Genomic DNA, 14,308 nt, shown 5'->3' with positions numbered 1-14,308 from the left:
CCCCGCCCGCACCACCTGACGGAGCCGCCGCCCCCTTCCCGGGAGCGGCGGCTCCGCCGCGTGTATGGCCACTTGGCGGGGCCGCCGGTACCTTGCGCGGCGAGCGAAGGAGGGGTCATGCCGGATCAGCCCGAGCCCGTACCCGTGGACCGGCTGCGGTTCGAGATGCCGCCCGTCCACGAGGACCCGGCCGCGGAGCGCGCCCACCGCAAGGAGCGGCTCGCCGGGGCGCTGCGGCTGTTCGCGAGCCTCGGGTACGAGGACGGGGTCGCCGGGCACGTCACGGCGCGCGACCCGGAGTTCGAGGACTGCTACTGGGTCAACCCCTTCGGCCGGGCCTTCGCCGGCATCGGCCCCCGGGACCTGCTGCTGGTCGACGGGGACGGGCGGGTCGTCCACGGGGAACGCCGGGTCAACCAGATGGCCTTCGCCGTGCACGCGGCCGTGCACCGGGCCCGCCCCGAGGCGGTGGCGGTCGTCCGTACGCAGGCCCCGTACGGCCGCGCGCTGGCCTGCCTCGGTGAGCTGCTCGCCCCCGTCACGCACGAGGCCTGTGCCTTCTACGGGGACCACGCCCTCCTCGACGAATACGCGGGAGCCGACGACGCAGGGCGGATCGCCCGCGCGCTCGGCCCGTACAAGGCTCTGATCCTGCGCCACCACGGGCTGCTGACGGTCGGCACCTCGGTGGACGCCGCCGCGTGGTGGTTCGTCGCGGCCGAGCGGGCGGCGCAGGTCCAGCTGATCGCCCGGGCGGCCGGGAAACCGGTACCGATCGAGCACCGCGACGCGGTGGCCACGCACGAGCGGTTCGGCGGCGATCTGGCGGCGTGGGTGAGCTTCCAGCCGCTGTGGCAGACGGTGGCGTCAACATCATGAACGGACAATCACCTGCTCTGACATCGTGCGCAATCCGGAGCACTGCCGCAGTGGTGCACAATTCGCTGGCATTGCACCGGAGTTCAGAGAGGCGGCACGCACGTGGCTGTCCAAGAGATCCCCCGAAGTACCCACGGCGGCGCCTGCACCTGCGACGACTGCCCGCACGGCGCACGGGAGGGACACCGCCGGGCGGTGGCCGCCTTCCTGGAGAAGCGCGACGAGTTCGCCGCCGGCCAGGGGGTGCCGGCCGCCGTGGCCCACTCCCTCGGCGCCTCCCGCCAGTGGGTTTCCGACGAACTGACCCTGTCCGCCCGCACGGCCGCCGACCGCGGCCGCGAGGCCGGGCACTCCTGGCTGTACCTGCTCTCCCGGCGGGCCGTCCTCGGGCTGTGGATCGCCGCCGGGGTGCTGCTGGTGGTCCAGGTCGGCACCGCGCTCGGCACCGGCTGGTCCACCGCCCGCACCGCCGGGCTGCTGGCCGTCATCGCCCTGGCCGGGCTGCTCACCGTCGCCGCCCGCGCCCAGTCGCTGCGCGGCGGACTGCTGGCCCCGCTGGTCGGCGAGGACAACCGGCTGTCCACCTCCAAGGCCGTCCCGGCCGCCTGGCTGGTGCTGACGGCGTTCGCCGCGCTGCTGCCCGCGCTGCGGCTCGCCGCCTCCGCACCCGGCCCCGAACGGGACGCCCTCTACGCCGGGCTGGCGCTCGGCCGGGCGCTGCCGCTGCTGGCCGTCCTCGGACTGACCTCCGGTGTCGCGGTGCTGGTGCGCCGGGTGGTCACCGTACGGATCATGAACCAGCGGCTTCAGAAGCTCCCGGCGGACCGGCCCGCGGGCGCCGACCTGCTGACCGACGACGCCGGCCGGGGCAGCTTCCCGGACGCCCAGTACGTCCTGGTCTCCACGGTCGTGCTGGCGTACGCGGCCGTCACGCTGGCCCGCTTCCCCGACCGGCTGCCCCGGCTGCCGTGGTCGCTCGCCCTGCTCGTCGCCCTGTCGGCGGTCGTCTACCTGGCCGCGAAGTACGCCGAGGGCAGCCGCCCGCTCGTGCTGTCGGTGGTGCGCAGACGGGAACCCGGGGACCTGGACGCCGCCGTCCGCCCCGGGGACGACATCGAGATCCGCGGCGTGGGCTTCGTGCCGCCCGGGGCGCAGACCCCCGAGATGCTGGCCCGGCTGGTCGTACGGATCGGGGCGGTGCACGTCCACGTGCCGCTCGTGCCGGTGGCGGGCGGTTTCACCAACCCGTCGGACGCGGTGCTGACGGTGCCGGTCCCCGCCGAAGTGGAACCGGGGCGCACCGACGTCCAGGTGGTCACGGCGGCAGGAGTGGAATCGAACCGCTACAGCATCGACGTGGCGGAGTGAACGGGGACGGGGTATGCATGGGACGTGACCCGAACTGACGTCCTTTCCGTTACTCCGTCCGGTACTCCGTCCGGTCTTCGGGACCGCGCCGCGCAGTACGCACTCCTCCCCCTGCGGATCTTCCTCGGCGTGACCTTCGTCTACGCGGGTCTGGACAAGCTGACCGACTCCGCGTTCCTGTCCGCCACCGGCGACGGTTCCATCGGCGACCTGATGCGCGGAGTGCGCGACACCTCCGCGATCCCCGCCCTGGTCGACCTGGCCCTGAAGGCACCCGTCGGCTTCGCCGTGGTGCTGGCCGTCGGCGAACTCCTGGTGGGCCTCGCCACCCTGGCCGGACTGCTGACCCGGGTCGCGGCCGCCGGCGGGGCGCTGATCGCGCTCAGCCTGTGGCTCACGGTCTCCTGGGCGGTCACCCCGTACTACTACGGCAACGACCTCGTCTACCTGATCGCCTGGCTCCCGCTGGTCCTCGCCGGGGCGCCCTACCTGTCGCTGGACGCCCTCCTGCGGCGCTCTCCCGGTTCGGCGAGCCGGTGGCGCCGGTCCCGGCGCACCGCGTAGGTCATCATGCCGACGAGCGCGGCGAGCGACAGCCCGCCGAAGGCCATCGGCACCACCAGGAACCACGGCACGTCGGCCTCGCCGGCCGCGTCGAGGAGGTAGAGCACCCCCGCCGTGATCAGGACCAGCCCGGCCAGCAGCCGTCCCGGCTGGAAGTCATGACGCCGCACGGGTCACCTCCACCTGTCCCACGGCCGCGCTCAGGCGCAGCTCGATCGTCCCCCCGGCCTCGGTGCCGGGGGAGGGTTGCAGCGTCGCCCCGCGGGTCTCGCCGCCGCTCCTGATCCGTACGTCCTCACCGGTGTCCCCGGGGAACTGGATGTCGCCGACCCGGACCGTGACGACGGCCTTCGCGGTGACCTCCCGGGGGAGGACCACCTTCAGCCGTCCTGCCTCGACGGACGCGCGGACGGACACGGTGGTGCCCTTCGGCACGTCCAGCCGGCTCAGGTCGAGCGTGGCCAGGCCGGTGCCCGTCGCGTACGACGGCCGTACGTCGGCCACCGCGGCCGGCCGCCAGGCGACCTCCCGCCAGTCGGTGCCGATCTCCCGGGGCAGGGCGGTGGCCGCCGCGAGCAGGCCCGCGGTGATCAGTGCCAGCAGGACCGTGCCGAAGCCGGTGCGGCCCTTGACGGAGCTGACGGCGAGGCCCAGCCCGAAGACGGTGAGGGCGCAGGCGAGCCCCACCTGGAGGGCGTGCCCGAGGGCGCTGCCCTCCCACACCGCGGCGGTGCCGATGCCCCCGGCCAGCAGGGCCAGGACGAACACCCGGCCGCCGACGCCGCCGCGCCCCGCCGCCGGGGTGCCCGTTCGCGGCTCCTTCCGCGCCTTCCCCTTGGACGGCGCCGGGGTGTCGTCGGGCCCCCACAGGTAGCCGGTCGCGCCGACCGGACCGGTCGTACCGTCCTTCACCAGCGGGTCCCGCCACCAGGACGGGCTGCCGGGCACGGGCGGGGCCTGCGTCTCCGGCGGCGCCGGCCGGTGCGCCGCCGGCGCCTCGGCCTCGGGGGCGTAGGTGTGCCGGTGCCGCTGGGACCAGTACGAGGCCCCGCCGAGCGCCAGGATGACCAGGACCGAGAAGACCCCCATCACCCCGTTGTCGATCATCGACAGGAACAGGGCGCAGCCCACCAGCGCGCTGAACACCGCCGCCAGCGTGGCGCCCTCGACGCGGCCGGTCAGCAGCCGTTTGCCCTCGCTGTCCTCCTCGCCCTCCTGGGGCAGCAGCAGCCAGGCGAACCCGTAGAAGATCAGGCCGACGCCGCCGGTGACGGCGAGCACGCCGAGCACGATCCGGAACACCAGCGGATCCAGGTCGAAGTACCGGCCGAGGCCGCCGCACACGCCCGCGAGGACCTTGTCGCGCTTGCTGCGGCGCAGGGGAGGCCGTGGGGCCGCGGCGGGGGCCCCGGCATCCGCGGGCGGGGCGTCGTGTACTTCGGTCATGGCTCCATGGTGACGGCCCGCGGAGCCCCGCGGCACCGGGCCCGACCCTGGCGCAACCCTGATATCCCCCGGGCAGAACTGGGGGGATGCCCTGATGCCGCGCGTCCCGCGCACGTGTGACCATCGGTGACATGCCCGCAGCAGCCGCCACCCGCACCCCCCACGCACCGGACCCCGCCGATCCCGCGACCCCGCAGCGCCGCCTTTACCGCAGCGCCGACGGCCGGATGCTCGGCGGCGTCGCGCGCGGCCTCGCCGGGCACCTCGGGCTGCCCGTGCTCTGGGTCCGGCTCGCCTTCCTCGGCATGTTCATGTTCGGAGACGGGCTGGGGGTGCTGCTCTACGCGGCGTTCTGGGTGTTCGTACCGCTCGGCGTGGGCGGCCGCACCGGACACCACTCCTTCTTCGAGACCCTCCCCGACGGCTCCCGCCGGCTGCGCAAGCCCGGCAAGGGGCAGATCTCCGGGCTGATCGCCCTCGCCGTCGGCGCGGGAATCTTCTTCTCCCAGCTCCGCGTCGGCGGCGCGAACGGCCGCTACATCTGGCCGACCCTGCTCGTCGGAGCCGGCGTCGTCCTCGTCTGGCGCCAGGCCGACAACGCCCGCCGCGCCCACTGGAGCGCCGCCGCCGCCGGCCGGCCCGGACGCCTCTTCCAGGCCGTCCGGGCCCTCGCGGGCGTCGCCCTCGTCGGCGTCGGCCTGACCGTCTTCATCGTCGTACGGGGCTCCGCCGCCCAGCTCGGCAACGTCCTCACCGCCACCCTCGCCGTCCTCGTCGGCGTCGCCCTGCTCGCCGGACCCTGGCTGATCCGGATGACCCAGGACCTCTCCGAGGAACGCCTGATGCGCATCCGCGCCCAGGAACGCGCCGAGGTCGCCGCCCACGTACACGACTCCGTGCTGCACACCCTGACCCTGATCCAGCGCAACGCCGAGGATGTCGGCGAGGTCCGCCGCCTCGCCCGCGCCCAGGAACGCGAACTGCGGAACTGGCTGTACAAGCCCGAGGGCACCGGCAAGGACGAGGCCGAGGAGCCCGCCACCCTCGCGGAGGCCGTGAAGAAGACCGCCGCCGAGGTGGAGGACCACCACGGCGTCCCCATCGAGGTCGTCGTCGTCGGCGACTGCCCCCTCGACGAGAAGCTGGCCGCACAGATCCAGGCCGCGCGCGAGGCAATGGTCAACGCGGCCAAGTACGGTGGCGAGGGGGGCCCGGTACAGGTCTACGCGGAGGTCGAGGGCAACACGGTCTTCGTGTCCGTACGCGACCGCGGACCGGGCTTCGACATCGACGCCGTACCGGACGACCGGATGGGCGTACGAGAATCGATCATCGGCCGGATGCAGCGCAACGGCGGGACCGCACGGCTGCGGTCCGCGCCCGACGGCGGCACGGAAGTCGAGCTGGAGATGGAGAGGGCGGCATGACCGAGGACAACGCGGTGACGGAGACCAGGCGGGTCCGGGTGGTGCTCGTCGACGACCACCGGATGTTCCGCACCGGCGTACAGGCCGAGATCGGGGAGACCGCGCGCACCGGCGTCGAGGTCGTCGGCGAGGCCGCCGACGTCGACCAGGCCGTCACGGTCATCACGGCCACCCGCCCCGAGGTGGTGCTCCTGGACGTGCACCTGCCCGGCGGCGGCGGCGTCGAGGTGCTGCGGCGCTGCGCTCCGCTGATGGCGGCGGCCGAGAACCCGGTGCGGTTCCTGGCCCTGTCGGTGTCGGACGCGGCCGAGGACGTCATCGGCGTCATCCGGGGCGGCGCCCGCGGGTACGTCACCAAGACGATCACCGGCACCGACCTGGTGGACTCGGTGTTCCGGGTGCAGGACGGCGATGCGGTGTTCTCGCCCCGGCTGGCCGGCTTCGTCCTGGACGCCTTCGCGTCGACGGACGCGCCGCCCGTGGACGAGGACATGGACCGGCTCACCCAGCGCGAGCGCGAGGTGCTCCGGCTGATCGCCCGCGGCTACGCGTACAAGGAGATCGCCAAGCAGCTGTTCATCTCGGTGAAGACCGTCGAATCGCACGTCTCGGCGGTCCTGCGCAAGCTCCAGCTGTCCAACCGCCACGAGCTGACCCGCTGGGCCACGGCCCGCCGCCTGGTCTGACGCACCGCCGCGCCGCCCGCCCGCGATGTGATCCACACCGCAGGCGGGCGGCGCAACCGGGGGACGGCGGTCCGCCCTCTTGGGGGGCGTGATGAGCCTGACGGGGACCCCCTTCTTCGCGGTCGCGGTCGCCCTGACCGCGATCGCCGTCGTCCTGCCGCTGGCCGTGTGGAGCAAGGTGCGCGGCCCCGCCGCCGCACGCGTCGCCACCCGCGCCCTGATGGTGGTCTTCGCCCAGGTCACGGCCGTGGTGCTGGTGTTCGTCGCGGTGAACCGGGAGATGAACTTCTACACCTCCTGGAGCGACCTCCTCGGCACCGGCTCCTACGTCACCGCCGCCCCCGACCTCGGCCCCGACGGGCTCGGCGGGAAGAAGGCCGAACAGGTCCGCGAAGAGCCCAAGGTCCGGCAGAAGTTCGAACCCGTCGACGGCCTCGGCGGACGCGTGCAGAAGACCGAGCTCGACGGGAAGATCTCCGGCGTCAAGGGCGACGTCATGGTGTGGCTGCCGCCGCAGTACGACGACCCCGCCTTCAAGGACAAGAAGTTCCCGGTGGTCGAACTGATCCCCGGCATCCCCGGGACGGGCAAGTCCTGGTTCCAGGGGCTCAAGGCCCACGAGGTCCTCGAACCGCTCATGAAGAGCGGCAAGGTCCAGCCGTTCATCCTCGTCTCGCCGCGCGCGATGCTCCTCGGCAACGCCGACACCGGCTGCGCCAACCTCCCCGGCAAGGTCAACGCCGACAGCTGGTTCAGCGTCGACGTCCGCAAGATGGTCACCGACAACTTCCGGACCTCGGACGAGGCCCGCACCTGGGGCGTGGCCGGGTACTCCGCCGGCGCGTACTGCGCCGCCAAGCTGGCGATCCTCCACCCCGACCGCTACGGCGCGGCCGTCTCGCTGTCCGGCTACAACGACCCCGGCCAGGAACCCTCCTCGCTGGTCGCCCAGGACCCGGAACTGCGCCGCACCCACAACCTGAAGCACCTGCTGGGCTCCGCGCCCACCCCGCCGCCCGTGTCCCTGTGGATGTCGGGCGCCGAGCACGACGGCTACCTGTCCGGTACGGACCTCAAGGGCATCGCGAAGAACCCGACCGTGGTCCACGCGGAGAAGGTGACCGGCGGCCACAACCTCGACTCCTGGTCGAAGCAGCTCCCGCAGACCTTCGACTGGCTGAGCAGGACCGTCAAGGCGCCGTAGCCGCGGCCGTGTTCATGCGGGGCGGGAGGCGCCCGCCCAGGGCATGGAGTCGACCGGGGCGAGCCGGACCGTGGAACCGGGGCGCGGGGCGTGGATCATCTGGCCGTTGCCGACGTACATGCCGACGTGCGTGACCCCGGAGTAGAAGAAGACCAGGTCACCGGGGGCCAGTTGGCCGCGCGACACGCGCTGCCCGGCGTTGATCTGCGTGTAGGTGGTGCGGGGCAGGGACACCCCGGCCGCACGCCACGCCGCCTGCGTCAGACCGGAGCAGTCGAAGGAGCCCGGCCCCGTCGCGCCCCAGACGTACGGCTTGCCGATCGCCCCGTATGCGAAGGCCACGGCCCGGGCCGCGCGGGAGCCGTCGGCGGGCGCCGGGGGCGGGGGAGTACCGGGCGTACGGGGGGTATCGGCGTGGGCGGTCCCGGTCCCGGTCCGTGCCTCGTACGCGGCCCGCTCCTCGGCGGTGAGCCGGGCCAGCAGGCCCTTCGCGGTGCTGAGCTTGGCCTCGGCGGTGGCCTTGTGCCGGGCGATCTCGCCCTGCCGGGCGCGCAGGTCCGCGAGCCGTCCGGCGGCTTGGTCGCGCAGCCTGCCCACGTCGTCGAGACCGCGGCGCACCGAGGACACGTGGGCGGCGGTGCGCTCGCCGGCCCGGGTCAGGAGCGAGGCCCGGTCGAGGTAGTCCTGCGGATCGGTGGCCATGGCCAGCTGGAGGGCGGGACCCAGGCCGCCGCTGCGGTACTGGGTGGCGGCGAGCGATCCGAGCGAGGTGCGGGCGGTGTTCAGCCGGTCCGCGCGGCGGGCGGACTCCTCGCGCAGGCCGGTCAGCGCCCGCTCGGCCTCGTCGGCCTGCTCCTTCGCCCCGTTGTACCGCTCGGTCGCGGCCTCGGCCTCCTCGTACAGCCGGTCGACGTCCGCCTTGACCTGGGCGGGGGTCGGCGTGGGGTCGGCGTGGGAAGTGCCTTCGAAGGCGGTGGTGGTGGCAGCGCCCGCGAGGGCGAGCGTGGCGGCGGTCCGTACGGTGCCGCCGCTGAACGGGCGCTGCCTGGGCTTTCGATGACTGGCCACGGGGGCCTCACGTCCTTCCGTCGGTCTTGGGGGAGGACGCTAGACCCGAAGGTCACGGGACGATGACGAGATGGTCCGAAGTGGCCGTCTCCGACCGTGCTTGACCGGTCAGTGCCAGAGGACGGCGATAAAGATGTTGACCATGGTCAGTCCGCCGACCGTCGCGAAGAGGCGCTTGTCGACGTGCTCGTCGTCGCGCTTGACGTAGACGAGGGCCAGGATCACGAACAGGACCGCGAGCTTCACGCCGATCTTGACGTTGTTCAGCGCGGGGCCGTCGCCCATCTCGCGGAAGCCGACGAGCAGGACGCCCGTCACGAGCATGGTCAGCGCGCCGTGCAGCATCGCGGGCACGAAGCGGGCCGTGCCGGCGCTCATCGCCTTCATCTGGGTCAGGAAGCCGCCCAGCAGCGAGGCGATCCCGATGATGTGCAGGCCGACGAAGACATCGATGAGTACGTCCATGCGGTCGAGCGTACGGGGTGCCCTCCCGCCTCCCGACGGGGGACCTCGACGCCGGCGGAGGGCCCCCGATGGGGGCCTCGGCGGCCGGGGGAACAGGGCTGCGGGACGGAACTGGCCGTGGCCGCTTCGGTCCCGCCGGCCACCCTTCCGCGGCCTCCGCCGACAGGCGAAGCTGGTGCACGTCACCGGGGGAAACCCCGCGGACACCACCTCGAAGCCGAAGAGACGTCACCGCGGGACGTACGGCAGGCGACGGGGAGGAACGCCCAGCACCTCACCTCGTACCGGAAGGACACCTTCGTCATGCGCACTGGACTCGTTCGGGCCGCCGCGGTTCTCGCCCTCACCCTCGGCATCACCGCCGTCGCCCCCACCGCCTCCGCGGTTCCCGCCACCAGGATCGTGAACGCCGGCTGACGCGGCGGGCCACCGCCACGCTCCGCCCCACTCGTACCGCCCCGCCCTGACCCGCCCCGCCCGCCGGTGAACCGCCGGCCGCCGGACGAAGGCCGCCACCCCACCGGACCGCTGTACCTGCAGGACAGCTGTCCCCGGCGACGCCCCGCACCAGGGCCCCACCCCGGCGTGCCGGGACCCCGGAATCCCGCCGGATTCCGTGGGACGGGACCGGCTGTCAGTCCCGCCCCCTAGACTCGGAAGGCGATGAGTAGCCTCTTTGACGACAGTTTCCTGGCGGACCTCACCCCCTCCGACGAGGTCCCGCCGCCACCCGAGGAGCACGCGGCCCCGGAGCCGGACGCCGACGACCTCTTCGGAGGCCGCTTCGACGTACCCATGAGCGGCGACGCGTACTACCGGGACGGCGCGCCCAAGCCCGTCATCGACCCGGCGACGCTCCTCGAAGGACTGAACGAGGAGCAGGCCGCCGCCGTGGTGCACGCGGGATCGCCCCTGCTCATCGTGGCGGGCGCCGGTTCCGGCAAGACCCGGGTGCTCACCCACCGCATCGGCCACCTGCTGTCCGCGCGGAACGTCCACCCCGGCCAGATCCTGGCGATCACCTTCACCAACAAGGCCGCCGGCGAGATGAAGGAACGCGTCGAAGGCCTCGTCGGACCGCGCGCGAACGCCATGTGGGTGTCCACCTTCCACAGCGCCTGCGTCCGCATCCTGCGCCGCGAGTCCAAGCGCCTCGGCTTCACCTCGTCGTTCTCGATCTACGACGCCGCCGACTCCAAGCGCCTCATGGCGCTCGTCTGCCGCGACCTGGACCTGGACCCGAAGAAGTTCCCGCCCAAGTCCTTCAACGCCAAGATCTCGAACCTGAAGAACGAGCTGATCGACGAGGACGCCTTCGCCGGGCAGGCCGCCGACGGCTTCGAGAAGACCCTCGCCCAGGCGTACGCGATGTACCAGGGCCGGCTGCGCGAGGCCAACGCCCTCGACTTCGACGACATCATCATGACCACGGTCCACCTGCTCCAGGCGTTCCCCGAGGTCGCCGAGCACTACCGCCGCCGGTTCCGCCACGTCCTGGTCGACGAGTACCAGGACACCAACCACGCCCAGTACACGCTCGTGCGCGAGCTGGTCGGCACCGGCTACCCGGACCTGCCGCCCGCCGAACTGTGCGTGGTGGGTGACGCCGACCAGTCGATCTACGCCTTCCGCGGCGCGACCATCCGCAACATCCTCCAGTTCGAGGAGGACTACGCGGACGCGACGACGATCCTGCTGGAGCAGAACTACCGCTCCACCCAGACGATCCTGTCCGCCGCCAACGCGGTCATCGAGCGCAACGAGAACCGCCGCGCCAAGAACCTGTGGACCCAGGCCGGCACCGGCGCCGTGATCACCGGCTACGTCGCCGACACCGAACACGACGAGGCCCAGTTCGTCGCCGACGAGATCGACCGCCTCACCGACGCCGGTGACGCCAAGGCCGGCGACGTCGCGATCTTCTACCGGACCAACGCCCAGTCGCGCGTGTTCGAGGAGATCTTCATCCGTGTCGGACTGCCCTACAAGGTCGTCGGCGGCGTCCGCTTCTACGAGCGCAAGGAGGTCCGGGACGTCCTGGCCTACCTGCGCGTCCTGGCGAACCCCGAGGACAACGTCCCGCTCCGCCGGATCCTCAACGTGCCCAAGCGCGGCATCGGCGAGCGGGCCGAAGCGATGATCGACGCCCTCGCGATGCGCGAGAAGATCACCTTCCCGCAGGCGCTGAAGCGCGTCGACGAGGCCTTCGGCATGGCCGCCCGCTCCACCAACGCCGTCAAGCGGTTCAACGTGCTGATGGAGGAACTCCGCACCATCGTCGACTCGGGCGCCGGCCCGGCCGTGGTGCTGGAGGCCGTACTGGAACGCACCGGGTACCTCGCCGAACTCCAGGCCTCCACCGACCCGCAGGACGAGACCCGCATCGAGAACCTCCAGGAACTGGCGGCCGTCGCCCTCGAATTCGAGCAGGCGCGCGGCGAAGCCGCCGCCCCGGCCGGCGAAGACACCGCCACCGCCACCGCCACCGCGGGTCCGGGCACCCTCGCCGAGTTCCTGGAGCAGGTCGCGCTCGTCGCGGACTCCGACCAGATCCCCGACGAGGACGAGGACGGCAGCGGCGTCATCACGCTCATGACCCTGCACACCGCCAAGGGCCTCGAATTCCCGGTCGTCTTCCTCACCGGCATGGAGGACGGGGTCTTCCCGCACATGCGCGCGCTGGGCCAGACCAAGGAACTGGAGGAGGAGCGCCGCCTCGCCTACGTCGGCATCACCCGCGCCCGCGAACGGCTGTACCTGACCCGCTCCGGCATGCGCAGCGCCTGGGGCACCCCCTCGTACAACCCGCCGTCGCGGTTCCTGGAGGAGATCCCCGCCGAATACCTCCAGTGGAAGCGGACGGGAGCCACCCAGAAGCCGGCCGGGCCGATGCGCGGCTCCGGGTACGGGTCCTCCGGTTCGAACTCCGGCAAGGCGACCTTCGGGACCTCGCCCGAGGCGTTCCTGTCCTCGTCCCGTACGAAGGGGGGCCCGTCGGGGTTCGCCACGCGCCGCGCCGCCGACAAGCCCGTCATCGCGCTGGCCGTCGGAGACCGGGTCACGCACGACCAGTTCGGCCTGGGCACGGTCATGGAGGTCAGAGGAGCCGGCGCGGACGCGCAGGCCACCATCGATTTCGGTGACGACAAGCCGAAGCGGCTGCTGCTGCGCTACGCACCGGTGCAGAAGCTCTAGCCGAAGGTCCCGCTGACGCGGGTCCCGCCGATGCGGGTCCCGCAGAAGTGGGTCCCGCAGAAGTGGGTCCCGGGGAGCGGCGCCCCCTGCGGAGGGTGTCGGTTACCTCGGGTCCAGGCCGTGGCTGCGCAGCCACGCCAGCGGGTCGATCGCGGACCCGCCGCCCGGCCGGACCTCGAAGTGGAGGTGCGGGCCGGTGGAGTTGCCGGAGTTGCCCGAGTAGGCGATGACCTCGCCGGCCTTGACCTTGCCGGACCGGATCTTGGTGCTGCCGAGGTGGCAGTACCAGGTCTCGGTGCCGTCGGGCGAGGTCACTATGGCCATGTTCCCGTAGGCGCTGTTCCACTGGGTGCGCACGGTGCCGTCGGTGGCGGCCATGACCGGGGTTCCGTAGGAGACCGGGAAGTCGATGCCCGTGTGCACGGACATCCACATGCCGCCCGCCTGCCCGAAGCTGGCACTGAGGCCGTGCTGCGCGACGGGGACCGCGAACTTGGGGCGGGCCGCTTCCTTGGCCGCGGCCTCCTCGGCCCGCTTCTTCTTCTCCTCCTCCTGGCGCTGGCGGAGGTCGATGCGTTCCTGGGTGCGGCTCGCGCGGTCCGCGAAGTCACCGGCGTCGGCGCTGAGCGCGGCCAGCTGCGTGTCGAGCTTGTTGTTCGCCGCGACCGGCTTCACCGAGGCGGGATCGGGCGCCGCCATCGTGGTGGTTTCCTCGGCGGGCTTCTCGGCGCCCCCGGTGAGTCCGCCGACCGAGGCGGCGGCCACTCCGGCGACCCCCATCACACAGGCGGACGGCACGGCGACGGTCAGCAGGGCGGACCGCTTGGCCGGGGTGCGGCGGCGGTTGCTGCCGCCGGCGGCGGCACCCGTCTTGGCGGTGTTCGTCCTGGCGGCGCCCTTGGCCCCGGCCTTGCCGGCTCCCTTCGCGGCGGCCCGGCGCGCGGAGCGCGGCTCGCCCGGGGTGACCGGCATGGCCTGGGTGGGGAGGTCGTGCACGCCGTCGATGAACACCGGCTCGTTCGGGCCCGGCGGGGGCACCGTCTCGAAGACGGCGGTCTCGGCGGCGTGGAGGCCGCCGTCGGCGTCGGCGTACGGGTCGGCGTAGGACCCGCCGTACGGAGCCGCGTACGGATCGGCGTTGTCGATGTTGCCGGTGTTCTCGGCGTGGTCCGATGCCGGGACGACCGGGACGACGGTCGTGGCCTCGTAGCCGTAGCCCCCCGCGTCGGCGGTGACGCCCGAGTAGGCGTGGGCCGCGGTACCGGCGGGCGGTTCGGCGCCGCTGCCGTTCCAGGCGGTGGCGTCGTAGGTGCCGGTCTCCTGGCCGTAGCCGGGGAGGGTCCAGTGGCCCGTCTGCTCCGAGGAGGCGGCGTCGTAGCCGAAGGGAGCCTGCTGGAAGCCGGAGCCGGACGTGCTCCAGGCGCTCGCGTCCCACTGGCCGGTGCCGTCGTCGGGGACGTTCTGGCTCGGGACGGTCGGCAGGTAGGTCTCCGGAGCGGCCCACGCGGTGGTGTCGTACGAACCGGTCGACTGGTAGGCGCCATAGGCGTCGTAGGTCCCGGCAGCCGCGTAGTCCGCGACGTATTGATAACCCTGACCCTGCGTTTCGTAGGAAACGTATGCCTGGTCACCAGCGAAAGTGGTGGTGGAAAGGCCGTCATACCCGTTCTCGGGGTACTGGCCCGACGTCGGGCGGTCGTTCACCAACTTCTCTTTCGCCTCGGCAGTGGGGGGCCTGGGTGGCCGGGGAACTCAAGGTTCACCGGAGGAGAGCAGTGGCGTGACTGTACCCGGCGGTTACTGGGGACGACAATCTTCGGCGGGTTCCGTTCTCACGGGAACGGGGCATTCGGCTGCCTTTCGGTCGCGGAAACACCGAGCCTTGGCCTTGAGTTCGAAATTCGTTCGACTGAGGTGGGGCGGAGGGCCGAACCCGGCTCCAGCAGCGGTCGTGGGCGGCGGGTCGCGCGCCACGGGTCGCGGGTCGGGGCCGCCGGGATCGCGGC

At 72.6% G+C, this 14,308-nt stretch carries 12 protein-coding genes; 7 read left to right on the top strand and 5 right to left on the bottom strand.

Translation table 11 applies throughout. The features are described 5' to 3' along the window. The first annotated feature begins 117 nt into the window (after window positions 1-117). From ABZZ17_RS01875 to ABZZ17_RS01865, 3 genes are all read left to right on the top strand, one after another. Window positions 118-879 (top strand): class II aldolase/adducin family protein, encoded by a 762-nt coding sequence (locus ABZZ17_RS01875; RefSeq protein WP_356870913.1) that lies wholly within the window; start codon window positions 118-120, stop codon window positions 877-879. 102 nt (window positions 880-981) lie between these two features. After that, window positions 982-2,247 carry a hypothetical protein gene (locus ABZZ17_RS01870; RefSeq protein WP_356870911.1) on the top strand — a complete coding sequence of 422 codons (1,266 nt, stop codon included), beginning with the start codon at window positions 982-984 and terminating at the stop codon, window positions 2,245-2,247. A 24-nt stretch (window positions 2,248-2,271) separates the two neighbouring features. Beyond that, window positions 2,272-2,811 carry a DoxX family protein gene (locus ABZZ17_RS01865; RefSeq protein WP_356870909.1) on the top strand — a complete coding sequence of 180 codons (540 nt, stop codon included), beginning with the start codon at window positions 2,272-2,274 and terminating at the stop codon, window positions 2,809-2,811. On the opposite strand, the gene ABZZ17_RS01860 is transcribed toward ABZZ17_RS01865, so the two are convergent. Together ABZZ17_RS01860 and ABZZ17_RS01855 are read right to left on the bottom strand one after the other, a co-directional pair. Further along, window positions 2,733-2,981 carry a hypothetical protein gene (locus ABZZ17_RS01860; protein WP_356870907.1) on the bottom strand — a complete coding sequence of 83 codons (249 nt, stop codon included), beginning with the start codon at window positions 2,979-2,981 and terminating at the stop codon, window positions 2,733-2,735. The two genes, ABZZ17_RS01865 and ABZZ17_RS01860, sit on opposite strands and share 79 nt — an antisense overlap. Beyond that, the gene (locus ABZZ17_RS01855) at window positions 2,968-4,257 is read right to left on the bottom strand and encodes a PspC domain-containing protein (RefSeq protein WP_356870905.1); all 1,290 of its coding nucleotides are present in this window, start codon (window positions 4,255-4,257) and stop codon (window positions 2,968-2,970) included. The genes ABZZ17_RS01860 and ABZZ17_RS01855 overlap by 14 nt, the downstream gene beginning before the upstream one ends. A gap of 131 nt (window positions 4,258-4,388) precedes the next feature. Here ABZZ17_RS01855 and ABZZ17_RS01850 point away from each other — a divergent pair, with 131 nt between their 5' ends. From ABZZ17_RS01850 to ABZZ17_RS01840, 3 genes are all read left to right on the top strand, one after another. Beyond that, window positions 4,389-5,684, top strand: coding sequence for a PspC domain-containing protein (locus ABZZ17_RS01850; protein WP_356870903.1), 1,296 nt, complete (start codon window positions 4,389-4,391; stop codon window positions 5,682-5,684). Next, a complete protein-coding gene (locus ABZZ17_RS01845) occupies window positions 5,681-6,370 on the top strand; it encodes a response regulator transcription factor (protein WP_356870901.1) in 690 nt (229 codons plus the stop codon). The genes ABZZ17_RS01850 and ABZZ17_RS01845 overlap by 4 nt, the downstream gene beginning before the upstream one ends. A 91-nt stretch (window positions 6,371-6,461) precedes the next feature. Next, on the top strand, window positions 6,462-7,574 hold the full coding sequence (locus ABZZ17_RS01840; protein ID WP_356870899.1) for an alpha/beta hydrolase-fold protein: 1,113 nt from the start codon (window positions 6,462-6,464) through the stop codon (window positions 7,572-7,574). Between the two features lie 12 nt (window positions 7,575-7,586). Here ABZZ17_RS01840 and ABZZ17_RS01835 read toward each other — a convergent pair whose 3' ends face one another. Together ABZZ17_RS01835 and ABZZ17_RS01830 are read right to left on the bottom strand one after the other, a co-directional pair. Next, window positions 7,587-8,642 (bottom strand): NlpC/P60 family protein, encoded by a 1,056-nt coding sequence (locus ABZZ17_RS01835; RefSeq protein ID WP_356870897.1) that lies wholly within the window; start codon window positions 8,640-8,642, stop codon window positions 7,587-7,589. A gap of 108 nt (window positions 8,643-8,750) precedes the next feature. Next, on the bottom strand, window positions 8,751-9,107 hold the full coding sequence (locus ABZZ17_RS01830) for a hypothetical protein (RefSeq protein WP_356870895.1): 357 nt from the start codon (window positions 9,105-9,107) through the stop codon (window positions 8,751-8,753). A 663-nt stretch (window positions 9,108-9,770) separates the two neighbouring features. Between ABZZ17_RS01830 and pcrA the strand changes: the two genes are divergently transcribed. Beyond that, window positions 9,771-12,302 (top strand): DNA helicase PcrA, encoded by a 2,532-nt coding sequence (gene pcrA / locus ABZZ17_RS01825; RefSeq protein WP_356870893.1) that lies wholly within the window; start codon window positions 9,771-9,773, stop codon window positions 12,300-12,302. 102 nt (window positions 12,303-12,404) lie between these two features. Here the strand turns inward: pcrA and ABZZ17_RS01820 are convergent, their stop codons facing one another. Further along, window positions 12,405-14,006 (bottom strand): M23 family metallopeptidase, encoded by a 1,602-nt coding sequence (locus ABZZ17_RS01820; RefSeq protein WP_356870891.1) that lies wholly within the window; start codon window positions 14,004-14,006, stop codon window positions 12,405-12,407. Window positions 14,007-14,308: the final 302 nt, after the last annotated feature.

It is taken from the genome of Streptomyces sp. NPDC006512, assembly GCF_040611935.1.
GTDB lineage: Bacteria > Actinomycetota > Actinomycetes > Streptomycetales > Streptomycetaceae > Streptomyces.
This window is presented reverse-complemented; position numbering and strand designations above follow the sequence as displayed.